The sequence below is a fragment of the Exiguobacterium sp. s157 genome (assembly GCF_018618205.1).
In the GTDB taxonomy this organism is placed as follows: domain Bacteria; phylum Bacillota; class Bacilli; order Exiguobacteriales; family Exiguobacteriaceae; genus Exiguobacterium; species Exiguobacterium chiriqhucha.
Genome location: NZ_JACSLQ010000001.1, coordinates 32,811 through 53,954, shown reverse-complemented (window position 1 = coordinate 53,954; position 21,144 = coordinate 32,811). Strand labels below are relative to the sequence as shown.

Below are 21,144 nucleotides of genomic sequence, written 5' to 3'. Positions count from 1 at the left end.
TACACATATGAACTATTCTTCTTCATCATAGAGGGGTTCGTCATCGATTTCAATCTTTAAAGCTGATTGAATGTGTTTCAGTGAAAGCGTTTTTGAAACGAATACGATAACTCGATGGAACGCTGCTTCTGCTTATAGACGGTATGATTCGACACCGGCACTTCGACCGATTCACCTGAATGAAAGATAATTCGGCTCCCTTTTCCGCTCTTCTTCGCATCATAGACTTGAGAGAAGTTGATCCAGGCACAGTCGGGGCTTTCTTTGGCAATGGTCGGGAAAAATACGGCATCTGCATGCCAATCCATGATGACGGGCGTTTTCCGGTGCGGTCCGAGTACGTCACGGGCCGCTTCAATCCGTCCTTGGATACTTGAACCGTAATACAGACAGGCGGATTCGAGTAAGTGAAGGGGTGAGCCTTTCAAGCGTCGGACACCATCGGATTGATAGACGAGCGTCTCCGCCTCCCCGTACTCATTAAACACCGGAATCAAAGCTCTTGTTTCATTCGTCAACTGAGTCATCTGATCTGCCTCCATCATGGATGTATTGCCTTACCTCTCATTCATACCAAGGAGTCACCGTTTCCACAAATCGAGCTCAAACATTTCCAACTAAAAAAATCAGCCAACGAGTGGCTGATTTTTTAATTTCGATAATCTAACTTTAGTTTTGGATTCGAATTCGATGGCGGAAAGTGAAAATGTACAGCAACTCCGTCACTCGTATTTCCCAAGGCGACCGTCCCCTCATGGAGCGTCACAATCCGTTGAACGATGAAGAGACCGAGCCCAAACTTTCCTTGTTTTCCGCGTGAGAATTGATGGAACAAATCGAGGTTCTCATCGACCGGTGGACCATCGTTCTCAATCGTAATCTCGACGCCTGCCTCAGTGTGAGACAGACGGATATGAATCCTCGATTCGGCGTAGCGCAAGGCGTTATCGAGCACGTTCTCGAACGCGACGCGAATCTGTTCCCCATCACCGAGCATCTCACCGGCATGTCCTTCGACCGTCCAGTCCAAGTTGCCACGCAATTTGAACCGGCTGACGAGCAGCTCCACCAATTTATCAAGATTGATTGGTTCAAGTCGCATCTCTTGGCCTTTGAAATATTCCAGCTTGGTGACGTACAACAAATCGACGACTTTCTTCTCGAGACGCGATGCCTCTTCATCAATGACTTCGGCCGACCCTTTCAAGTCTCCGGTCGGATAGATGCCGTCCCCGATTGATTGGGCGTAACCACGGATGACCATGATCGGCGTCTTCAAGTCGTGGGAGATGTTTTGAAGCAACGCCTGTTGGGCCACGTCCTGCTCTTGCAACTCTTGCCGCATCGCGTCAATCGAGCGGGCCAATTGGCCGAGCTCGTCTTGACGGGCGAGTGGGAGCACCGTCTCCCATTGACGGTTCGAGATTTTTTCGACCGCCCGTTCCATCTCGACGATCGGCTTCGTCAGCTCACGCGACATCCATAAGGCTGGAATCAACGACAGCAAGCTGATGACCCCGATTAAAATCGAGATGCGCCAGTAGAGCGTCGAGACGAGCTCACGGCGATAGGCGTCCCACGCATAAGATGCCTGATAGATGAGCTCCCCGTCGTATTCGTTTTGACGGATGATATAGTAGACATCCTCTCCGTCAATCGTCGTCTGATATTTAGCGACCTCGCTCGTCTGTTCGATCGCCTCTTGATACATCCGGTTCGTCAGTTCGAGTGGGGCCGACCCATAAATGATTCGTCCGTTCGGCAGAAAGATGAGCTGGTTGACCGAACGGGACTCTTGTTGGCGACGGTCATATTCAATCGGATTTTGCGGGATATTTTCCAACTCGTTCGTATTACCCAGGTAATAATCGACATCTTGTAACGTCTCATACACTTGTTCATCGATGAACTGCGTGATTGAGGAACGAATCGTCAATAAAATCATCAAGGCGAGCGTCACGATGATGAGGAGAATCAACACCCAGATTTTCCACATGAGCCGCTTCGGCTGAAGGTGATCGAGCTTCATGGCTTAACGAGTCGATAACCGACGCCATAAAGCGTCTCGAGCTCCAAGCGATGCAATTTCTTCCGCAGGCGCCGCACCAAATCATCGACGACGCGGTCCGAACCGAAATAGTCATGGCCCCAGACGCCTTCGAGAATCTGTTCACGCGACAATGCCGAACCCGGGTGTTCGAGGAAGAGGAGCAATAAGTCGAACTCTTTCGACGTCAAATCGATTTCATCCTGTTCGTGTCGGATGAGACGTTTCTCGGGATAAATCGTATATTCCCCATACTCGATATGTTCGTTCGATTTTGAGCCGTATACCCGGTCAATCAACTTCTTCACCCGGATGACAAGCTCGCGCGGCAAGAACGGTTTGGCGATGTAATCGTCAGACCCCATCTCGAGCCCGATGATTTTATCGATATCCTCATCTCGCGCCGAAATGAAAATCGTCGGCGTGAACGCGTTTTTCGCTTTGATTTCTTTCAGTAATTGGAACCCATCGAGGTCCGGGAGCATGATATCGAGCACCCATAAGTCTGGTTCGTCTTTGATTGCGGCCTGGGCCGAGGTCCCGTCGGTGAACGAACGGACCTGATACCCTTCTTGCTCTAAATACGTGACGAGCATCTTATTTAAATTGATTTCATCATCGACTAAATAGATTGTGTACATTCCAGTCACCTCTGCAACGTTTTTTATTTATCATATCAAACAATTGTGGATGAATGATGGGAATGCAGCCGTTTCCTCCGCGCTCAATGTGTTCACGACACGCAAACAAGCCCACAAAAAAAGAAGGGTTCCCCCTTCCTTACCGCGTCGGCCGAGTGCGCATCTGTTGTGCGAGGAATACCGTGCCGCCACTAAGGAGGGCCAGTACACCGCTGATCATCATGAGTTCCATCATGTTCCACCTTCCTACTGATAGCGATTCTCATTATCACCTATAATATAGCATACTTTTCTTAGCATGAACATGACAAAAAAACTCCCGCCATGCTAGGCGGGAGCTCTCGATTATGCGTTGACGTCGTAACCCTGTTCTTCGATGGCTTCGATCATCGTTTTCACTGAAATTTTATCGTTGTGGATGACATCGACCCGATGGTCCTGTAACGAGACGATCGCTGACTCGACGCCTTCAAGTTCTGTCAAGGCGCCTTCGACCGCCGCCTTGCAGTGATTACATGTCATACCTTCTACTTTTAATGTCGTTTCATTCATTTGGATGTTCCTCCTTGTGTTTTCAATCGTAACGCGTTCAAGACGACCGAGACCGAACTGAACGCCATGGCCGCCCCGGCAATCCACGGGGCAAGCAAACCGGCGGCTGCGACCGGGATACCGAGACTGTTATAGGCAAGCGCCCAGAACAAATTTTGACGAATGTTACGCATCGTCAACGCACTCATCTCGATGGCACGGTTCACCCCATCGATATCTTGCCCCATCACGGTGACATCGGCCGCCTCAAGAGCGATATCCGTCCCGCTTCCGAAGGCGATGCCGACGTCAGCGACAGCAAGTGCCGGCGCGTCATTCATCCCGTCCCCGACCATGGCCACACGGCCCTGGCGTTTCAGCGCCTCGACATGATCCGCCTTCTCGACGGGCAGTACCTCGGCGATGACGTTCGTTTCCGGAATCCCGAGTTGACGGGCGACGTCGAATGCGACTTCTTTCCGATCACCGGTCAAGACGTAGACTTGTCTCGTCTTGGCAAGTTGTTGGACGACGGCACGGCTTTGGTCTTTCAACCGATCTTGCAGACCAAACGCCGCAACGACCCCAGACTCGTCGGCCACATAGACCGGCGTCATCGCCTGCATGTCCCACTCCGGTAATGCCAATCCAGCTTCTTGCATCATGCGGACCGAGCCGATAAGAAGAGGTTTCCCATCCACGACCGCTTTCAATCCTCGACCGGCCAACTCTTCAACGCGTTCGACCTGACCGTCCCCTTCGCCCCGACCGATTGCCTCGGCGAGCGGGTGCGTCGACTGACGTTCGGCCATGACGGCTTGTTTCAAGAACGACGTCTCTCCGAACGTCGCCACGACTTCCGGCGTACCTTTCGTGAGCGTCCCCGTCTTATCGAAGACGACGATATCGACCCCATTCAACGATTCGAGCTGACCGCCACCTTTGAACAAGACACCACGTTCGGCGGCACGGCCCGTCCCGACCATGATCGATGTCGGTGTCGCGAGACCGAGCGCACACGGACAAGCGATAACGAGAACGGCGATCGAGGCCCGGATCGCCATGTCCAAATCATTGAAGCCAAGCGTCCAGACGGCGAACGTCAAGGCGCTGATGGCGACGACGATTGGAACGAACACACCGGAAATCCGGTCCGCTTGTCGTTGGATCGGGGCTTTGTCCGTCTGCGCCTGTTCAACAACACGAACAATTTGAGCGAGCATCGTCTCGCTGCCAACACGTTCGGCGACCATCAAGACCCGGTGCGAGCGGTTAATCGTTCCGCCGACAACATCGGCGCCGACACTTTTCTCAGATGGGATTGATTCCCCGGTCAACATCGACTCATCGATGACCGTCTCACCTTCGACGATTTTTCCATCGACCGGCACTTTTTCGCCAGGGCGGACGACGATGACGTCACCGGCTTTGACCAAGTCGATCGCGACTGGCCGTTCCACACCGTCAACAAGTAAAATCGCTTCTTTCGCCTGTAACGATAAAAGTGACTTGAGCGCGTCCGTCGTTTTTTCTTTCGCTCGGGCCTCTAACCATTTCCCGAGCAATACGAGCGTAATCAAAACGGCACTCGTCTCAAAATAGAGCGACGGATGCATCGGATGCACGAGCATCTCGAAGACGGAATAAAAGTAAGCCGCCGATGTCCCTGTCGCCACGAGCACATCCATGTTGGCCGCGCCGCTCTTCAGGCTCTTATACGCCCCTTTATAAAACTGGGCCCCGATCCAGAACTGGACCGGTGTGGCGAGCGCGAATTGCCACCACGGATTCATGAGCCAATCGGCATGGAACGTCACACCCGGGATGTGCGTAATCATGACGAGCAGAAGCGGTGCCGACAACAGCGCCGAGATGAGCACTTTTCGCTCGAGCGGGCGCAGGTCGTGTTTTGGCGTCAGTTCCGCCTTTCGTTCTGCGCCATAACCGATTTTTTCGATGCGGGCGATCAGTTCGTCTTCGGTGATGCCGTCGTCGACGCGAATCGTCGCCGTCTCGAGCGGCAAGTTGACGGTCGCTTCAACACCGTCCATTTTATTTAACACTTTCTCGATGCGGGCCGAGCATGCGGCGCATGTCATCCCTTGAATCGACAGTTCGACGGTTTTCATCGGAACACCTCCTTACTTCTTGATGCGGCTGACGATTGTCATCAATTCGTCAATGTACGGGTCCATGTCTTCCGTTTCACTCGCATGGACTAAACATTTACGCATGTGACGTTCGAGCAGTTGCATCTCGACTTGTTTGAGTGCCGCTTGAATGGCTGACGTCTGGGTCAAAATGTCGACGCAGTAGCGGTCGCTCTCGACCATCTTTTGAATCCCACGTACTTGTCCTTCGATCCGGCGCAGCCGTTTGCTGAGCGCTTCACGTTCTGCGTCTTCACGCGGAACGATTGGTTGGTCATGCATGAATTCTTCCATGATTATCACCTCACCACCAATATACCCCTACCCGGTAACGGTGTCAAATCTTTTGAACAAAAAAAGGACGACTGATTTCGTCGTCCTTCTCTCCCGTCAATTGCGTTGGAATTGCTCGCTCTTCAAGACGGTCCGTAAAATCTTCCCGGTCGTGTTCCGCGGCAGCTCCTCGATGATCTCGATGTGCGTCGGCTGTTTGTACTTCGCCAGTTTCGTCGCCGCGAACGCTCGGATCTCGTCGAGCGTCACCTGTTCGTCTCGCGTGACGATGAACGCTTTGACCGCTTCCCCTTGTTCGGCATCCGGTACCCCGATGACGGCTGCTTCGACGATGCCCGGATGTTGATAAAGCACTTCTTCGACTTCGCGCGGATAGACGTTATAGCCACCGACGATGACCATGTCCTTCTTCCGGTCGACGATATAAAAGTAACCGTCTTTGTCACGTTTCGCCAAGTCGCCTGTATAGAGCCACCCGTCGCGAAGCGTCATCGACGTCTCTTCCGGTAGTTTATAATAGCCTTTCATCACGTTCGGTCCACGGACGATCAGTTCACCGACCTCGTCGATCCCGACCTCTTCGCCGAGTTCGTCGACGACCTTGTTCTCGACGTGGACGATTGACGGACCGATCGATCCGGCTTTCCGCTCGCCGTGGAGCGGATTGAAACACGTGACCGGTGACGCCTCGGACAGACCGTATCCTTCGAGAATCTTACACTCGAACTTTTGCTCGAACGATTCGAGCAACTGTACCGGCAGACTCGCTCCACCGGATACGAAGACGCGGACGTGCTTGAGCGCCGAAGCGTATGCTGGAACTTTCATCGCCGTCTGCAACAGGAAGTTGTACATCGTCGGGACACCGGCAAAAATGCTGACGCGATGTTTTGGGACGAGGTCGAACACGTCCTGCGGTGAGAATTTTGGCAAGATGACAATCGTCGCCCCGCGCAGGAGCGGTGCGTTGACGATGACCGTCAAACAGAAGACGTGGAACATCGGTAAGGCGGCGAGCGCTTTGTCTTCCGGCGTGATCTCCAAATACTCCCCGATCGAATGGGCGTTCGAGAACAAGTTGAGATGTGTCAACAAGGCGCCTTTCGGTTTCCCGGTCGTCCCGCTCGTATACAGGATGACAGCGACCTCGTCCTCATCGACTTCGACCACTTCAACTTTCGTCGTCGCGAACGCCTCGCTGAACGGTAAGAACTCGATGTCCCCATCCCGCTTCAACGCCGGTACGTCTGCATACGGGACCGAGATGACGAGTCGGAGTTGCGGTAATTTCGTGAGTGCGGCTTCCGCTTGCGCGACGAGCGGCGACAACGCGACAATCGCTTTCACGTCGCCATCGAGCAAGATGTAGGCCATCTCATCCGGTGTGTATGTAGGGTTGATCGGAATGACGACCCCACCTCGGGCGAGCACCGCGAAATACGAAATCAAGAACGCGGGGCTGTTGCCGAGGACGAGCGCGACGTGGTCGCCTTGACCGATGCCTTTTTGCTCAAGCGTCGCCGCCATCGCCTCGACTTGTCCATAGAACTGTCCGTAGCTGACCGTGTCTTCCCCAAACACGTAGGCCGCCTTGTTCGGATGCGCGGCCACCACGCCTTGTAGTGCCGTGACTAAGTTTGCCATGATAATCCCCCTTTGAAAATGAATGACTATTCACTTTTGAGCCGTAAAAAAGAGCACGGCAGCCGCGCTCTTTTTCAGTTATCTTCATTGTACATGAAACGCCTCAATAAGAAAACGCTTTCAAGTCCATCGTCTGCAAATGATACAATCCGGTCCGGCTCTGTACGTGCACGAGCGCCTGTAACGTCTCATCGTCCATGAGCAAGTCGTCCATCAACTTATGGAGCGCCGACTGTTTCGCTTCCGTCGTCGCCGTGATGAAGAAAATCGCTTCGGCCCGAATACTCTCTCCCGCAATCGTCTGCATCGCAAACGGTTGATTGAGATGCAACAAGGTGATGCCGTCTTGTTTTGCGACGTGAAGCGGTACATCGACGACAGCGACCGGTACGGCGACATCGGTAACGCCCGACGGGATCGTCCGCTCTTGCTCCGTCACGACGCGCGCGAACGTGTCATTGACGATACCTCGACCTTCGAGTTCAAGTCCAATCGCTTGGACGGCGAGATCAAATGTCGGTTGCTCCGTCACCCACATCAAATTCGTGTCCATCCATTCAGTGATAAATCGATACATATCGTTTCCTCCCATTGGTTGACTCCATCTCACGAAAGCGCTTGCACTGATTATGATACGCCTCGCCGGAACGACACGCAACGGTCCAGACAACCTGTCACGAAAACGCCAAAAAGAAGGACCTCTGTAGGGAGGCCCTTCTGCATGAAAACCCGCTTCAGCTAATGAGATCGACGAGTTCTTCGAGCTCGACGTTGCCGAAGTAATGTTTGACGTCAAGCTGTGACAATTGTTCCCGAATCGCGCCGCGTTCGAACCGCGTTCCGACGAGGGCTTGTTCGACGTCATGGATATCCCCGACACCGAAGAAGTCCCCATAGATTTTCGCTTCCGTGATTGTACCCTTGTTGACGTTCAAGCGGACGTCGATCGTACCGATCGGGAATCGACGTTTCGACTCGACATCAAACTTCGGCGATTTTCCGAAGTTCCAGTCCCAGTTCGCATAGCGCTCTTTCGAGATATCTTGAACGATTTCCCAGTCCTCATCGCGAAGCACGTAACGTTCTGGTTCCTGTCCGTCATAAATGGAATGAAGCAGCGCCTCGACAAAGTGCTCCATCGCCATCTCTTCCTCTAAGAACTCTGTGATGTTAGCGACACGGCTACGGACCGATTTAATCCCTTTAGAACGCATCTTCTCTTCCGAGACGTTGAGCGAGTTGACGACTTCCTCGATGTTCGAGTTGAACATGAGTGTTCCGTGGCTGAACATACGGCCGCGCGTCGTGAACTGGGCGTTCCCGCTGATTTTTCGTTCGCCGACTTGGATATCGTTACGTCCCGTCAACTCTGCCTCGACGCCGAGTTGCTTCAAGGCGTCGACAATCGGTTGCGTGAACTTCTTATAGTTGTTGAACGAGTTGCCGTCATCTTTTGTGATGAAACTGAAGTTCAAGTTGCCCTCATCATGATAGACAGCACCGCCGCCCGACAAACGACGGACGACGTCAATCCCGTTCTCTTCGATATACTTCAAGTTAACTTCTTCTGATGTGTTCTGGTTCTTGCCGATGATGATCGACGGGCCGTTAATATAGAACAAGAAATAATCCTCATGCTCGACGTTCAAATGTTTGAGGATATACTCCTCGACCGCCAAGTTGAGTTTCGGGTCCCGGATATCCGGGTTGAAAATAAATTTCACAGTAGGTTCCTCCTAAGGATAATCGTTAATTGTATTATACGAGACGGCGGCCCGACGCTACAACTTGTTTACTTCCATTCCCCGTTCATGACGCGCTTCAATGCGTTCGCGACGCCGTATTCGTCATGACGCTCTGTGACGTGGTGGCTAATGGCAATCAACTCTTCGTGACTATTGCCCATCGCGATCGCTTTACCGGCCACCTCAAACATCGGGACATCGTTCAAGTTGTCCCCGATGACGACGACTTCCGATAAATCGACGCCGAAATGCTCGGCCAATTTTTTGACGCCGTGCCCTTTATCGGCCCCGTTCGCCATGACTTCGATATTGTCATTGCCTGAAGACGTGACGTAAACGCCTTCCACGCGCTCATCGATTTCCGTCCATAGTGAGGACATCTTCTCGAAATGACTCGAAAAGGCGATGAATTTATAGACGCGTCCGGCCTCATTCTTGATGAAATCCTCGATGTCTTCGACGAGACGGACGTCCTCGTTGACGTAATAACGTTTTTGGAAGAACTCATACATCTCGAGCGACCGCTCATCGCCGTTCTGCTTCAAGTTCTCCATCGTCGCATCGATCAAATCGAGTCGGCTCGCGACGAGGCCCGCCTCTGAATACATTTCATAAAAGACGTCCGAATATTTGTGGTCTTGATGCAACACCGACACGACCTCGAGCGCCTCTTCTGTCGTCAAATCGATTTCATGTAGCACTTCACCCGTTTCCGTCAGCACGCGACCGCCGTTCGAAGAGACGATCGGGCACGTGAGGCCCACTTCGTCGAGAATCTCTTTCGCGTTGAAGTAATTGCGTCCCGTCGCAATCGCAAAGCGAATCCCTTGTGCTTCTGCCGCACGGACGATTTCTGCCGTCTCGGGTGCAATTTTCGTGTGGTTGTGCAGGATCGTGCCATCCATATCGGATACGAACAATTTGTACGTTGTCATCAACATCCACTCCTCTTTTTCTGTTTCGCTTATAACTATAACAAAAAGAGAGGCCATCGGAATAATCCGACACCTCCCTTCACGAATCTTTAACCTTCTTCTGCGAGCGCTTTGATTTGTTCATGGACGCTCTTGATGCAGTCTGGCATGCCGATTCCGTCATAGGCGATGCCTGCGAGCAAGATGCCTGGATAGACGCGGCCCATCTCGGCGCGCAACGCGCGGACCCGGTCGGAATGGAAGACGGCGTAAGGTGGCAACCCGTCCCGGAGCCGGCTGACGACCGTCTCGAGCGGTGCTGCTTTAATCGTCATCAAGCCGCCAAGGTCACGTAACGCCGTCGCGACAATCTCCTCATCGGACGCATCTACGATCTCATCGGCGCCCGGACGTCCGAGAAAGACGCGCAGGACGTGATACCCTTCCGGCACGGCATGCGGCCATTTTTGGTCGATGAACGTGCACGCCGTAATCGTCACATCCGCCTCCTGGCTCGTGACGAAGCCCGTCCCGACGAACGGCAGCTCGATATCGTCTTCTTTGAATACGAGCGAACACGTCGCCGTCGCGTGCGGTTTCATATCCGCGAGAAAATTACTGTCGACTTTCGGTAAGAACTGACGGATGAGCCGGGGCGGGACCGTCAAGATGAGGTGATCGGACTCGATATCGCCTCGATTCGTCAGCAGGCGATAGCCGCCTTCAATCTCCTCGACTTGTTCGACCGAACAGTTCAAGATGATTTCGGTGCGCTCTAGCCGCTCGGCAAGACGATCAGTGAGCGACTTCAATCCTCGTTTGAGTGAAGCGAACTGTCCAACTTTCTTGGCGCCGACTTCCGCGACCCGTTGTTCAGGGCGCAAGTGACGCATCCCTTCATACAAGTTCCCATGTTTCTTCTCGCCTTCGATAAACTGTGGGAACGTCGACAAGGCGCTCATCTGATCGATGTCTCCCGCGTAAATCCCGGAAAGAAGCGGTTCGATCAGCCGGTCGACGATCGGGTCCCCGACCCGTTCACGCAAGTACAAGCCAAGGGAGACGTCCGTTTCCGGTGCTTCGACGTCCGGTGGCGATAAGAGCATCGCCCGGAGTGCGGCATGTTCTTCGTCCGATAAGAGTGTCGTGTCCTTGAACGCATCGACGTCGAGCGGGATGCCCATGACCGTCTGTTTCGGAATCGGATGCAGCCCGTCATGATGGAGCACGTACGCTTGACCGACCCCGTTTCGGACGATTTCATCACCGAGACCGACGTCATGAATCAAATCCGTCATCGCTGTCTTGCGGAACACGTACGAGTCGGGCCCTCGTTCGACCGCAAATTCCCCCGTTTCAAACGTATCGATTTTTCCGCCTAACCGTCCGCTCGTCTCGACGAGCTTGATCGTGACGTCGTTCGGTAAATAGCGCTCGGCATAAAAAGCGGCGGTGAGACCTGTGATCCCACCACCGACAATCGTTACATTACGCATGATGTACAATCACGCTTTCCATGCGATCGGCGATGGCTTCAATGAAGCTCCGCTCCGCGTTTGGCATGTTAGGACGCGCGTAGTGAACGCCGAGGCGGTCACAGACGACTTTACATTCCACGTCGTTATCGAAGAGCACCTCGAGGTGATCCGCGACAAATCCGACCGGCGTGTAAACGAACGCTTCATAGCCATGCTTTTCATAAAGTTCAGCCGTCAAATCTTGGACATCCGGCCCGATCCACGGGTCAGGCGTGTTGCCTTCCGACTGCCAACCGACCTCATAGTTCGGTACGCCCGCCGCTTGGGCGATTTTGTCAGCCGTTTCTTTCAATTGATCCGGATACGGGTCGCCACCTGCCAAAATCTTCTCTGGCAGACTGTGCGCCGAGACGATCAAGCAAGCCTTCTCAGCCGGCACCGGCAAGTTCGCGAACGTCGTTTTGATGGCTTCCGCCCACCAATTGATGAATTTCGGCTCATCGTACCACGATTCGACCGAACGGATCTCGATGCCGTATTTCGCGGCTTCTTCATGCGCCCGTCCGTTGTACGACTTGACGCTGTATGACGAGTAGTGCGGGGCCAATACGACCGAGACCGCTTCTTTGATGCCGTCGTTCGCCATTTGCGCGACCGCGTCTTCTACGAACGGTTCGATGTGCTTGAGCCCGATATAGAGCTTGAAGTCGATTTCGCCCACGTGGCGCTCGTTCAAGATGTCACGGAGCGTCTCCGCTTGATCGATTGTGATTTTCGCGAGCGGCGACACGCCACCGATGGCCTCATAGCGCTCCGTCAAGTCTTGGAGTGCTTCCGGTGAAGGCTTGCGGCCATAACGAATGTGCGTATAGTAGCGCTCGATATCTTCAGGTTTGTACGGTGTCCCATAAGCCATTACGAGTAATCCGACGGTTTTCATAATGATTTGCCTCCCATTTTTTCACGTGAGTAGTCATGGATAAATGCTGTCAATTTGACGAGCACAGACGGATCGACTTCCGGGAACACCCCATGTCCCAAGTTGAAGACGTATCCAGGTTGTTTCATCCCCTCATCGAGGATTTCTTTCACTTTCGCTTCGATGATCGGCCACGGAGCCAGCAAGAATGACGGGTCAAGGTTACCTTGGACCGCTTTCGTGATGCCGCGGTCGCGCGCTTCTTGAATCGACAGACGCCAGTCGAGTCCGACGACGTCGAGCGGCTGGTCTTGCCACTCTTCAACGAGATGGCTCGCTCCAACACCGTGCATGATGAGCGGAATGTCGAGCTTGCGCAACTCGGTGAAGATCCGTTCTGTCGTTGGTTTAATATAACGAACATAATCTTTGCGGCTAAGCGTCCCGACCCATGAGTCGAACAACTGGAACGCTTGGATGCCAGCCTCCGCCTGCGCCGTCGCATACGTGATGACCATGTCGCCAAGCTTCTCCATAAGTGCGTTCCATACGTCCGGCTCAGCGTACATGAGCGCTTTCGTCCGATGGTAACTCTTCGATGGGCCGCCTTCAATCATATAACTCGCGAGTGTGAACGGTGCGCCCGAGAACCCGATGAGCGGGACTTCCAAACGTTCCCGAAGCAAACGGATCGTCTCGAACACGTACGAGATGTCGTCCGTGTTGAGCGGTTTTAAGCGTTCCACGTCTTCCATCGTCCGGTACGGGTTATCAATGACCGGACCGATGCCGCTCTTGATTTCCACATCCACGCCCATCGACGGGAGTGGCGTCATAATATCTTTATACAGAATGGCCGCGTCGACTCCTAGTTGTTTTACCGGGAGCTCTGTCACGTAGGCACACAATTCGGCATCATGCGTGATTTCGAATAATGTCCTCGTTTTTTTGATCTCACGATATTCTGGTTGGTAGCGTCCGGCTTGGCGCATGTACCAGACGGGCACATAGTCTGTCGCCTCTCCTTTAAACGCCTTCAAAATAGTATCGTTCATACGTCGCGTCATTCCCCTCTATAATTCTCCTACACTCTTCTTCTATAGGTATGTGAACTCAAAAACATTATACAGAAATTAATTAGAATAATGCTAATGTGAAGCATTTTCATTGTGTTTTCTTTGTGTCATTTCTTTGGCGGATACGTGCGGAATGCCGAATTGAGCTGACCACGAATCAAATCGTCACGCTGTTTCGTCGACAAACGCTTCTCGCGATTTTTAATGTCTTGAATCCGCCAGCCGTCTTCAAGCTTCGAGGCCACATCAATTAATCGTTCCACATCATGGAAAGAATATTTACGTGAACCGCCTTTTGTCCGTTCTGGAAAGACGAGCCCTTTTGACTCATAATAGCGGACTTGTCGCTCCGAAAGTCCCGTCAGTTCAGTAATGACGCCCATTCCAATTACTTTCTTCGACTTATAGTCCATCGCTCGTCCTCCTCCCTCACAAAAAAACTATGTCAGATAATCTGACAAATTGCAATCCAAGTCGAATTTTTCGTCTTACACTGAAAACAACTTTTGAATCACCAATCGAAAAAAAGGAGGAATCGCAACATGGAAGACATCTTATATTATATGGACACGCTGTTCGTACTCATCGCCGCTTTGCTCGTCTTGACGATGCAACTTGGATTTGGGTTGCTCGAGACGGGGACGCTCCGGGCTAAAAACGCCGGGCACGTCGCAGTCAAACAAATCATCAGCCTCTCTGTGGCGGCACTCGCCTTTTGGGCTGTCGGCTTCGGCCTCTCATTCGGGGACGGGACCCGCTGGTTCGGGACGGAAGGATTCTTCATGAACGGATCGTTCACGAGCCTCGATTGGGCCAACGTCTCAATCGACATCAAATTCTTGTTCCAGTTGTCATTCGTCGCCGTAGCGCTCGCCATCGCCTGGGGTGGGTTCGCAGAACGGGCTAAACTGTCTGCATACGTCTTGTTCGGCGTCTTCTTCGTCGCCATCCTGTATCCAATCGTCGCCCGCTCTGTATGGGCTGGTGGACTTCTCGGGACGATGGGCATGCAAGACTTCGCCGGTTCGGCTGTCGTCCACCTTCAAGGCGGAATGGCTGCCCTTATGGCCACCATCATCTTAAAACCACGTCGTAAAACGGAATCACTCGCCGGTCATAACCACGTCTTGACGGTCGTCGGTGGACTCGTGCTCTGGCTCTGCTGGTTCGGTTTCAATGCCGGATCGACGATGTCGGTCGCGGACGGCTTCTTCGGTTACGTCGCTCTTACGACGATGCTCGCCACGGCTGCCGGCGCTCTCGGCGCTCTCGCCATCGTCATGATTCACAAGAAAACGGCCGACATCCCGACAATCGTCAACGGTGTCCTCGGGGCACTCGTCGCCATCACCGCTGCCTGCGCCTTCGTCGAACCTTGGGCCGCCATCGTCATCGGTGCCCTCGCTTCGATTGCCACGTATGGTACGAGCATCCTCATGGCGAAATATATCGACGATCCGCTCTGCGCCTTCTCGGTGCACGGTGTCGCGGGAATCATCGGGACACTCGCGCTCGGATTCTTCGCCTCGCCTCGCTTGGTCGAGATCACAGGCATCGGTTCGGCCGGCCTCTTCTACGGCGGCGGCTTGACTCAACTCGGTGTGCAAGCACTCGGCGTCTTGATTGCGATGGTCATCGCCGGTGGCGGTAGCTACGCCTTCTTGAAACTCCTCGACGTCACGATCGGTCTTCGTGTCACGGAAGAACAAGAAGATATCGGCCTCGACATCGCCGAGCACGGTGTATCCGCATACGGTGAAGTCGAGACAGAACCTGAAACTCCGGCACGTCTCCCGAAAATTCTCGGGTCGAGCGTATCGGTCATGTCACCAAAAAAATAACGACAACAGTCAGGGACACCCAATGCGGGTGTCCCTGTTTCATGTCAATCGACTCAAGTAGTATCGGACGACCACGTACGCGAGTCCGAGACCGACGAGCGCGTCCCACGTCGCCCCAAACAAGAGCGAGGCAACGCCAAGGGCGAGCAGTTGCGCGAACAACAGCCGCGTCGCCCACCATTTATAGGCGACGAGCCGCTCGGTACGTGTGATTGGCAACCACGACGCCATCGACACGGTGTCGAGCCGTTTAAATAATGGCACGAGCTGGAGCGCCGTCAACCCAACGAAAAGCGGGACGACCAACCCGACATACCATCCACCCGAGAGCCACATGACAACGAGCGCGACGACGGAAAGACGCAACACGAGATCGAGCGAATCGTTCGACCGCATGACCCGGAGCCCGTACACGTATCGGGCGGCATCGGCCTGTTTCAACACCGACCGCTCGAGCAGGCTCACGATGAACGACCGTTCCCGCACGTCTTCCCGCATCGTCGGCACATCGACGAACCAACTGACGACCCGGTTGAACTGGGCTTTGCTCTTTTCTTCGAGCGTGAGCCAGTCAAGCAGCGGGATGCGCCGATTCCGTCGCACGTGGAGCAGGACAAACGGGACGAGTGCGGGCACTGGCGTCAACAACGGCACACCGAACAATACGAGGAAGCCGCTGGCGAGTGCGCTCGGCAAGACGACGTATTTAATCCCCTCCAACTTGGCGAGACGACCCGCGGCTGAAATGAGTACACTCGTGGCGAGGATGGCTCCGACTTCGACCGACGTGAGCGCTTGCGTCCGGACGAGCAGCGGCAACACGACAAGCATGACGAGGATGGCGCGGACGGCGGCAAAGACGACATTGAACAGGCGGATGCCTGTCATGAACGCTTGAATCTCACCGAGACGCGGCAATAGGAAGACTTGATCCGCTTCTTGAATCAACGTTCGGGGACGATGACCGAGCGGAAGGAGCAACCAAATCAGCGCCACGATCCATTCACTCGGAAAAGCCGGGTCCAAATCCGTCAAAAATTGGTTATACACGAACGCCCCGTAGATGAGCGTGAAATAAAGCGTGAATAACAAGCCACCGTTCGCGACGTAGCGGCTGTATTTCACGACGTCTTCCACCCAGACGCCAAATCGTTGTTTGAATACGTTCATCGTTTCCGCTCCTCGGCCTCAATCGCCTCGACATAGATGTCATCGAGCGTGGCGTCCGGACGCAGACCGTATGTCTCGCGCAGTTGCGCGGCCGTCCCGGTCGCGATGACCGCCCCTTGGTGCAAGAAGACGAAACGGTCGCAGTGGCGCTCGGCCGTCTCTAGAATGTGTGTCGACATTAAGATGGCGCAATCTTCCTTATACTCGTCAAACAATCGCAATAGTTGACGAATCGCGAGTGGATCGAGTCCGACGAACGGTTCATCGACGATGAGAAGCGGGGACTTCGTCACGAGCGCACATAGAATCATCGCTTTTTGACGCATTCCTTTCGAAAAGACGGACGGGAACCAGTCCAGTTGCTTCTCCATCCGCATATCTCGTGCCAATCGCTCGGTCCGGTTCGTTAAATCTGCCGCATCAATGTCATACGCTTTTCCGATCAACGTCAAATGTTCACGCAACGTCAGCGTGTCATACAAAATAGGGGTCTCGGGTATATAGCTTATTTTCTTACGATAATTCTTTTCTGACGAGCTGAGTGTTTGACTATCGACTTCGACCGATCCTGAAATCGGATCAAGCAATCCTAAAATATGTTTGATTGTTGTCGATTTTCCGGCTCCGTTTAGCCCTATCAGCCCGACGAGCTCACCTTTTTTTACATCAAACGAAATATCGTGCAACACTTGTTTACCTATATAACCGCCATTCAAATGGTCGACGTGCAACATGAAAACTCCACCCCTCATTTTCAACTTTTTTTTGTGATATATGTTTTAAAAGCTGTCACATGGGAATAATCTGAACTGTAAGGCATTTTAAAACTTATTCATTACTTCCATTGTTCCATAAAATTGTTAGTGAGAACAATGGACAAAACAGAAAGGAGAATGTTTTTATGGGTTGGATTATCACTTTAATCGTCGGGGGTATTATCGGTTGGTTAGCAGGTCTTATTTTAGGTAAGGATGTACCAGGTGGCGTCATCGGGAACATCATTGCTGGTATCATCGGTGCTTGGCTCGGTGGCCTCATCTTCGGAGACTTCGGTCCTGCAGTTGGCGGCATCGCGATTATCCCAGCACTTCTCGGTGCGATTATCTTGATCTTGATCGTATCGTTCGTTATGAAATCAATGAACCGTAAACGTTAATCTACGGCTCACGTAAAAGGGACCCTCGCCGAGGGTCCCTTTTTTTGTCATGTCAAAATGAGATAGATGGCTTCATCCCGCTCGATGAACCGTTTCTCGCTCTGTAAGCGCAAGAACGTGAAAATCGACTCGAGCAACGTCCGGTCGTAGCGCCATTCGAGGCCGAGGTCCGTCTCGACTTTTTCATTCGGTTCGCCCAAGAGCGCGAGCAGGTCGTCGGGCCGCTTCTGTAAATCGATATCAATGCGATCGACCCGGCCGTCGACAAACCGGAGTTCCATCCCATCATAGCGCCAGACGTCGCCCCGTTCCATCGGTTCACCGATCTCGTCGACGACCGTCTGTTCCCGTTTGTTCATGAGCGCCTCAAGCGTCTCAATCGAATGACCGGTTTGCGCCTCGACCTCGATTTCAATCAATTCGGCCCGCTCGAGGTCGAATTGTCCGGCCACCGTCTCGTCCTGGTCCGGCAACAAGCCAAACGCCAGTTGCGCATCTTCCGTCAACGTCACGGCCTCGGTCTCGGTCACCGTTTCCCCATCGACGACGGCGACGGCTTTGACGTCGTAGCGGCCCGGCATGCGAACAATCTCAACTGCTTCGCCGGCCTCATCAATCCGTCCCTCCTGCACCCCGTCTATCCAAATATTCGTCAGTGGAACGTCTGCCGAAGCACGCAACGTCTTTGGCAACAACTCAATCTGATAATCCGCAAAGCCGAACCGCCCTTCGCCCGTATCGACGAGCCGGAACAATCCATCCGTCTCCATGCCTTGTGCTCGGTCCGACCGGTCCTGTGCCACTTCCGAGATGGCCTCACCGCGGATTGACTTCTCTTCATTCAACCACCCCATGAACCGGAGCGCCTCAGCTCGCGTGAGCGGTTCTGATTCATATTCGACATTCTCCTGGAAGAAGCTGACGTCTTCGGTCAACAAGGCGTCCTTGAAGCGAACGTGAATCTTGTCGTTGGCGGCAGCCGGTTTATATCCCCATTGATAGAAAACACCGACCGCGAGGCCGACACCGAGCGTCACGAGGAGCCCGAGGTAGATATTTCTTCGCCGCGACGGTTTCTTCGATCGTACATACGCCATCCGTTCCCTTCCTCTCTCTACTTGCTATTGTTTTCAGTGTAAGGGGCATCGTCTGTCCGGACAATCGTTCTTCCGCCCGAATTTCCATGTTATGATGAGATGGATTAGTCATTCATGAATGGAGGAGTCAGCATGCACACTGAGGACAACTGTATCTTTTGTAAAATCGTCAACAACGACATCCCGTCGTATAAGGTATACGAGGATGAAGCCGTCGTCGCGTTCCTCGATATCTCTCAAGTCACGAAAGGGCATACGCTCGTCATTCCGAAACATCATGCCCGTAACATCTATGAATTGCCGGCCGACGTGGCCCGTGACGTCTTCCAAGCCGTCCCTGCCGTCGCGAACGCGATTCAGCGTGAAACAGGTGCGATCGGGATGAACGTGTTGTCTAACGCCGAAGCGATTGCTGGACAGACCGTCTATCACTTCCACATCCACCTCTTGCCGCGCTACGGCGAGGCGGACGGGTTTGGCGCCAAGTGGGAAACGCATCAAGACGCATACTCATCTGACGACATGCAGACGATCGCCGCAGGCATCAAAGCAAACCTGTAACGAACAAATGGACCGCCGCCTGTTGAGCGACCGGTCCATTTTTTGTCTTGCGCCTCATGACGAGTTGATTGAATCGAGATGGCGTTTCCGCTCCTCTTCGATTTGGGCACGCTCGACTTGTAATTTAATCGCCTGCTCGTATAACTGTTGCCGCGATTTGACAGATTCCGCTTGTTCGAATTCTTTTCTTAACAAATTTAGACGGGCGTCTATTTCAATCAGTCGCTTTTCAAGCAAAGTTTGTTTCCGCGTCTGTTCATTATGTTCCGACGCTTCATATCCCGCCTCGAGTGCTTCCATTATTGTCTGTGCCCAAGGGTCATCTCCCAGTCGCTTGGCCGCGTTATACAGGTCTAACATGTCATCAACCCAACGCTTTTGCATATTCACTGGAGGTCACCTTCCTTTACCTACAGTTTAAAATAAAATGATTTTTCGGTCAAAATTGAATGTTCTGAAAAATTTTATTTAAGATATAGGTTTTTAATCTCTCTTTTTTGGTAAAATAATATGAAAAGAATGTATTCTAGTATCAGCGTGCTCGAGGAGGGGAATGTATTGTCGAATCACAATCGTCGCGATTGGGTTGCTTTCGGCTTTGTCGTAGCGTTTCTAGGAGCTGTGACCGTGAAAAAACTCGCCCGTGGAACGGCGAATGACGCGGCGGCCAATCAACACCGAGCGTCTACAATCACTACGTTGAAAGAACAATTCCAAAAAGTCGCTAAAGATGCGTCGCAAGTTGCGGCGGCAGGTAAGTTACAAGGAAAAGAATTGACAAATCAAGTGAAAGCCGAAGTCGAACGCTATCAACAAGACATTCAGCCTTCAATCGAGCGGATCCAAGGAAACCTAAACGAGCTTTCGAACGTACAGTCAGATGCGACCGAAGCGAAAGCGGAAAAGGCCAACTGACCGGTCTGTCGTCATCGCCCGTCGTTTTAGTCACATTGTATCGGAAAGGATGGATCGACATGGAACACGAAAAAGAATTCACTGGCCCTGAGGCCATGCTCTATAGTCATAAAATCATTCAGCTTAGTAAGGCACTGTGGAAGACGGTCGAGAAAGACTGGCAAAATTGGATTAAACCGTTCGATTTGAACATAAACGAGCACCATATTTTATGGATCGCTCACGCCCTCGGCGGCGCTTCGATCTCAGAGATCGCCAAATATGGGGTCATGCACGTATCGACGGCGTTCAACTTCTCGAAGAAGTTAGAAGACCGCGGTTTGCTCACGTTCTCGAAAAAGGAGACGGACAAACGAAATACGTACGTCCAATTGACGCCTGAAGGTGAAGCGCTCTTGCTCGAGACGATTCATGCGTTCGATCCGGAAGAGAACGGCGTCTTCCGCGCCTCGCTCCCGCTCCAAGAATTGTACGGGAAATTCCCGGACTTGACGGACATCACCGCAATCGTTCGCCGCTTGTATGGCGACAACTTCATGGACATCTTTGCAGAAACGTCGAAGATGATCACGGAAGAAGCCGGACGTCGCCCTGAGGACGACGAGATCAGTAAAGAAGCTTGACCTGCCGATACAGCGGTTCCGTGACGTCTAGCGCCATCCCTTGGCGCACACACGCCGCGAGAATCGTCTCGGCCTCTAAATGGGGATGAAGCATCCCGACGAAATGAACGAGCAAAGGCTCCACGGACGACAGCCCGTAGCGCATTTGCTCGTTTTGTCGTTCTCGGATATCATCCAACAACGCGAAAAACGCAACGACTTCTTGCCGTGTCAGATTTGCCTTGAGCACCTCATGTTCAAAGGGCCGTTCCGACCAATCGACCGCCCCGAGCAACAGTTCCATTTGAAACGATAATTGATTGATTTTCTCTTCTAACGACACGTTCTCCACCCCATCATTTC

General features: G+C 52.9%; 24 protein-coding genes. 5 read left to right on the top strand and 19 right to left on the bottom strand.

Going from position 1 to position 21,144, the window contains the following annotated elements:
- Positions 1-77 precede the first annotated feature (77 nt).
- The 14 genes from KNP67_RS00345 to KNP67_RS00280 all read right to left on the bottom strand — a co-directional run bounded on the left by KNP67_RS00345 (position 78) and on the right by KNP67_RS00280 (position 13,852).
- Positions 78-527 carry a competence protein ComK gene (locus tag KNP67_RS00345; protein ID WP_251130755.1) on the bottom strand — a complete coding sequence of 150 codons (450 nt, stop codon included), beginning with the start codon at positions 525-527 and terminating at the stop codon, positions 78-80.
- A gap of 122 nt (positions 528-649) precedes the next feature.
- Positions 650-1,996, bottom strand: coding sequence for a sensor histidine kinase (locus KNP67_RS00340; RefSeq protein WP_241764604.1), 1,347 nt, complete (start codon positions 1,994-1,996; stop codon positions 650-652).
- A 29-nt stretch (positions 1,997-2,025) separates the two neighbouring features.
- Positions 2,026-2,688, bottom strand: coding sequence for a response regulator transcription factor (locus KNP67_RS00335; RefSeq protein WP_029595963.1), 663 nt, complete (start codon positions 2,686-2,688; stop codon positions 2,026-2,028).
- Between the two features lie 345 nt (positions 2,689-3,033).
- A complete protein-coding gene (gene copZ, locus KNP67_RS00330; protein ID WP_029595964.1) occupies positions 3,034-3,240 on the bottom strand; it encodes a copper chaperone CopZ in 207 nt (68 codons plus the stop codon).
- Positions 3,237-5,348 carry a heavy metal translocating P-type ATPase gene (locus KNP67_RS00325; RefSeq protein WP_029595965.1) on the bottom strand — a complete coding sequence of 704 codons (2,112 nt, stop codon included), beginning with the start codon at positions 5,346-5,348 and terminating at the stop codon, positions 3,237-3,239. Before KNP67_RS00325 ends, copZ begins: the two co-directional genes overlap by 4 nt.
- Positions 5,349-5,360: 12 nt before the next feature.
- Entirely contained in the window at positions 5,361-5,663 is a 303-nt protein-coding gene (locus KNP67_RS00320; protein ID WP_021066698.1) for a metal-sensitive transcriptional regulator, read from the bottom strand.
- A gap of 96 nt (positions 5,664-5,759) precedes the next feature.
- Entirely contained in the window at positions 5,760-7,307 is a 1,548-nt protein-coding gene (locus KNP67_RS00315; protein WP_131472253.1) for a long-chain-fatty-acid--CoA ligase, read from the bottom strand.
- Positions 7,308-7,410: 103 nt separating this feature from the next.
- Positions 7,411-7,884, bottom strand: coding sequence for a PTS sugar transporter subunit IIA (locus KNP67_RS00310; RefSeq protein ID WP_131472251.1), 474 nt, complete (start codon positions 7,882-7,884; stop codon positions 7,411-7,413).
- 157 nt (positions 7,885-8,041) lie between these two features.
- Positions 8,042-9,031: a lipoate--protein ligase gene (gene lplA / locus KNP67_RS00305; RefSeq protein WP_021066701.1), complete on the bottom strand. Its 990-nt coding sequence runs from the start codon at positions 9,029-9,031 to the stop codon at positions 8,042-8,044.
- 68 nt (positions 9,032-9,099) lie between these two features.
- Entirely contained in the window at positions 9,100-9,987 is an 888-nt protein-coding gene (locus KNP67_RS00300; protein WP_242679012.1) for a Cof-type HAD-IIB family hydrolase, read from the bottom strand.
- A gap of 89 nt (positions 9,988-10,076) precedes the next feature.
- Positions 10,077-11,462: a protoporphyrinogen oxidase gene (gene hemG / locus KNP67_RS00295; RefSeq protein WP_029595969.1), complete on the bottom strand. Its 1,386-nt coding sequence runs from the start codon at positions 11,460-11,462 to the stop codon at positions 10,077-10,079.
- Entirely contained in the window at positions 11,455-12,384 is a 930-nt protein-coding gene (hemH, locus tag KNP67_RS00290; protein ID WP_021066704.1) for a ferrochelatase, read from the bottom strand. Before hemH ends, hemG begins: the two co-directional genes overlap by 8 nt.
- Entirely contained in the window at positions 12,381-13,430 is a 1,050-nt protein-coding gene (gene hemE / locus KNP67_RS00285) for a uroporphyrinogen decarboxylase (RefSeq protein ID WP_021066705.1), read from the bottom strand. The genes hemH and hemE overlap by 4 nt, the downstream gene beginning before the upstream one ends.
- Positions 13,431-13,546: 116 nt before the next feature.
- Positions 13,547-13,852 (bottom strand): MerR family transcriptional regulator, encoded by a 306-nt coding sequence (locus KNP67_RS00280; RefSeq protein WP_131472247.1) that lies wholly within the window; start codon positions 13,850-13,852, stop codon positions 13,547-13,549.
- Between the two features lie 129 nt (positions 13,853-13,981).
- Between KNP67_RS00280 and KNP67_RS00275 the strand changes: the two genes are divergently transcribed.
- Positions 13,982-15,280, top strand: a complete 1,299-nt coding sequence (locus KNP67_RS00275; RefSeq protein ID WP_021066707.1) for an ammonium transporter — start codon at positions 13,982-13,984, stop codon at positions 15,278-15,280.
- Positions 15,281-15,319: 39 nt separating this feature from the next.
- On the opposite strand, the gene KNP67_RS00270 is transcribed toward KNP67_RS00275, so the two are convergent.
- Together KNP67_RS00270 and KNP67_RS00265 are read right to left on the bottom strand one after the other, a co-directional pair.
- Positions 15,320-16,450: an ABC transporter permease gene (locus tag KNP67_RS00270; RefSeq protein ID WP_214755685.1), complete on the bottom strand. Its 1,131-nt coding sequence runs from the start codon at positions 16,448-16,450 to the stop codon at positions 15,320-15,322.
- Positions 16,447-17,184 carry an ABC transporter ATP-binding protein gene (locus KNP67_RS00265; RefSeq protein WP_029595973.1) on the bottom strand — a complete coding sequence of 246 codons (738 nt, stop codon included), beginning with the start codon at positions 17,182-17,184 and terminating at the stop codon, positions 16,447-16,449. The genes KNP67_RS00270 and KNP67_RS00265 overlap by 4 nt, the downstream gene beginning before the upstream one ends.
- A gap of 167 nt (positions 17,185-17,351) precedes the next feature.
- Between KNP67_RS00265 and KNP67_RS00260 the strand changes: the two genes are divergently transcribed.
- A complete protein-coding gene (locus KNP67_RS00260) occupies positions 17,352-17,606 on the top strand; it encodes a GlsB/YeaQ/YmgE family stress response membrane protein (RefSeq protein WP_021066710.1) in 255 nt (84 codons plus the stop codon).
- Between the two features lie 47 nt (positions 17,607-17,653).
- Here the strand turns inward: KNP67_RS00260 and KNP67_RS00255 are convergent, their stop codons facing one another.
- Positions 17,654-18,703: a hypothetical protein gene (locus tag KNP67_RS00255; protein ID WP_131472243.1), complete on the bottom strand. Its 1,050-nt coding sequence runs from the start codon at positions 18,701-18,703 to the stop codon at positions 17,654-17,656.
- 132 nt (positions 18,704-18,835) lie between these two features.
- Between KNP67_RS00255 and KNP67_RS00250 the strand changes: the two genes are divergently transcribed.
- On the top strand, positions 18,836-19,264 hold the full coding sequence (locus KNP67_RS00250) for an HIT family protein (RefSeq protein ID WP_214755684.1): 429 nt from the start codon (positions 18,836-18,838) through the stop codon (positions 19,262-19,264).
- Between the two features lie 54 nt (positions 19,265-19,318).
- Here the strand turns inward: KNP67_RS00250 and KNP67_RS00245 are convergent, their stop codons facing one another.
- Positions 19,319-19,648: a hypothetical protein gene (locus KNP67_RS00245; protein WP_235045179.1), complete on the bottom strand. Its 330-nt coding sequence runs from the start codon at positions 19,646-19,648 to the stop codon at positions 19,319-19,321.
- Positions 19,649-19,822: 174 nt separating this feature from the next.
- On the opposite strand from KNP67_RS00245, the gene KNP67_RS00240 reads away from it, so the two are divergent.
- Positions 19,823-20,179: a hypothetical protein gene (locus KNP67_RS00240; RefSeq protein ID WP_251130754.1), complete on the top strand. Its 357-nt coding sequence runs from the start codon at positions 19,823-19,825 to the stop codon at positions 20,177-20,179.
- 59 nt (positions 20,180-20,238) lie between these two features.
- Positions 20,239-20,802, top strand: coding sequence for an HTH-type transcriptional regulator Hpr (locus tag KNP67_RS00235; protein ID WP_021066715.1), 564 nt, complete (start codon positions 20,239-20,241; stop codon positions 20,800-20,802).
- Here the strand turns inward: KNP67_RS00235 and KNP67_RS00230 are convergent.
- The gene (locus KNP67_RS00230) at positions 20,786-21,124 is read right to left on the bottom strand and encodes a DUF1878 family protein (RefSeq protein WP_021066716.1); all 339 of its coding nucleotides are present in this window, start codon (positions 21,122-21,124) and stop codon (positions 20,786-20,788) included. The genes KNP67_RS00235 and KNP67_RS00230 overlap by 17 nt on opposite strands.
- Positions 21,125-21,144: the final 20 nt, after the last annotated feature.

Coding starts and splice junctions, on each gene's coding strand:
- KNP67_RS00340 (WP_241764604.1), bottom strand. CDS start 1,996: ATGTGGAAAATCTGGGTGTTGATTCTCCTCATCATCGTGACGCTCGCC.
- KNP67_RS00315 (WP_131472253.1), bottom strand. CDS start 7,307: ATGGCAAACTTAGTCACGGCACTACAAGGCGTGGTGGCCGCGCATCCG.
- hemE (WP_021066705.1), bottom strand. CDS start 13,430: ATGACGCGACGTATGAACGATACTATTTTGAAGGCGTTTAAAGGAGAG.
- KNP67_RS00320 (WP_021066698.1), bottom strand. CDS start 5,663: ATGGAAGAATTCATGCATGACCAACCAATCGTTCCGCGTGAAGACGCA.
- KNP67_RS00345 (WP_251130755.1), bottom strand. CDS start 527: ATGACTCAGTTGACGAATGAAACAAGAGCTTTGATTCCGGTGTTTAAT.
- KNP67_RS00255 (WP_131472243.1), bottom strand. CDS start 18,703: ATGGCGTATGTACGATCGAAGAAACCGTCGCGGCGAAGAAATATCTAC.
- KNP67_RS00310 (WP_131472251.1), bottom strand. CDS start 7,884: ATGTATCGATTTATCACTGAATGGATGGACACGAATTTGATGTGGGTG.
- hemH (WP_021066704.1), bottom strand. CDS start 12,384: ATGAAAACCGTCGGATTACTCGTAATGGCTTATGGGACACCGTACAAA.
- KNP67_RS00260 (WP_021066710.1), top strand. CDS start 17,352: ATGGGTTGGATTATCACTTTAATCGTCGGGGGTATTATCGGTTGGTTA.
- KNP67_RS00235 (WP_021066715.1), top strand. CDS start 20,239: ATGGAACACGAAAAAGAATTCACTGGCCCTGAGGCCATGCTCTATAGT.
- KNP67_RS00250 (WP_214755684.1), top strand. CDS start 18,836: ATGCACACTGAGGACAACTGTATCTTTTGTAAAATCGTCAACAACGAC.
- KNP67_RS00270 (WP_214755685.1), bottom strand. CDS start 16,450: ATGAACGTATTCAAACAACGATTTGGCGTCTGGGTGGAAGACGTCGTG.
- KNP67_RS00300 (WP_242679012.1), bottom strand. CDS start 9,987: ATGACAACGTACAAATTGTTCGTATCCGATATGGATGGCACGATCCTG.
- KNP67_RS00325 (WP_029595965.1), bottom strand. CDS start 5,348: ATGAAAACCGTCGAACTGTCGATTCAAGGGATGACATGCGCCGCATGC.
- copZ (WP_029595964.1), bottom strand. CDS start 3,240: ATGAATGAAACGACATTAAAAGTAGAAGGTATGACATGTAATCACTGC.
- KNP67_RS00245 (WP_235045179.1), bottom strand. CDS start 19,648: ATGCAAAAGCGTTGGGTTGATGACATGTTAGACCTGTATAACGCGGCC.
- KNP67_RS00335 (WP_029595963.1), bottom strand. CDS start 2,688: ATGTACACAATCTATTTAGTCGATGATGAAATCAATTTAAATAAGATG.
- hemG (WP_029595969.1), bottom strand. CDS start 11,462: ATGCGTAATGTAACGATTGTCGGTGGTGGGATCACAGGTCTCACCGCC.
- KNP67_RS00265 (WP_029595973.1), bottom strand. CDS start 17,184: ATGTTGCACGTCGACCATTTGAATGGCGGTTATATAGGTAAACAAGTG.
- KNP67_RS00275 (WP_021066707.1), top strand. CDS start 13,982: ATGGAAGACATCTTATATTATATGGACACGCTGTTCGTACTCATCGCC.
- KNP67_RS00280 (WP_131472247.1), bottom strand. CDS start 13,852: ATGGACTATAAGTCGAAGAAAGTAATTGGAATGGGCGTCATTACTGAA.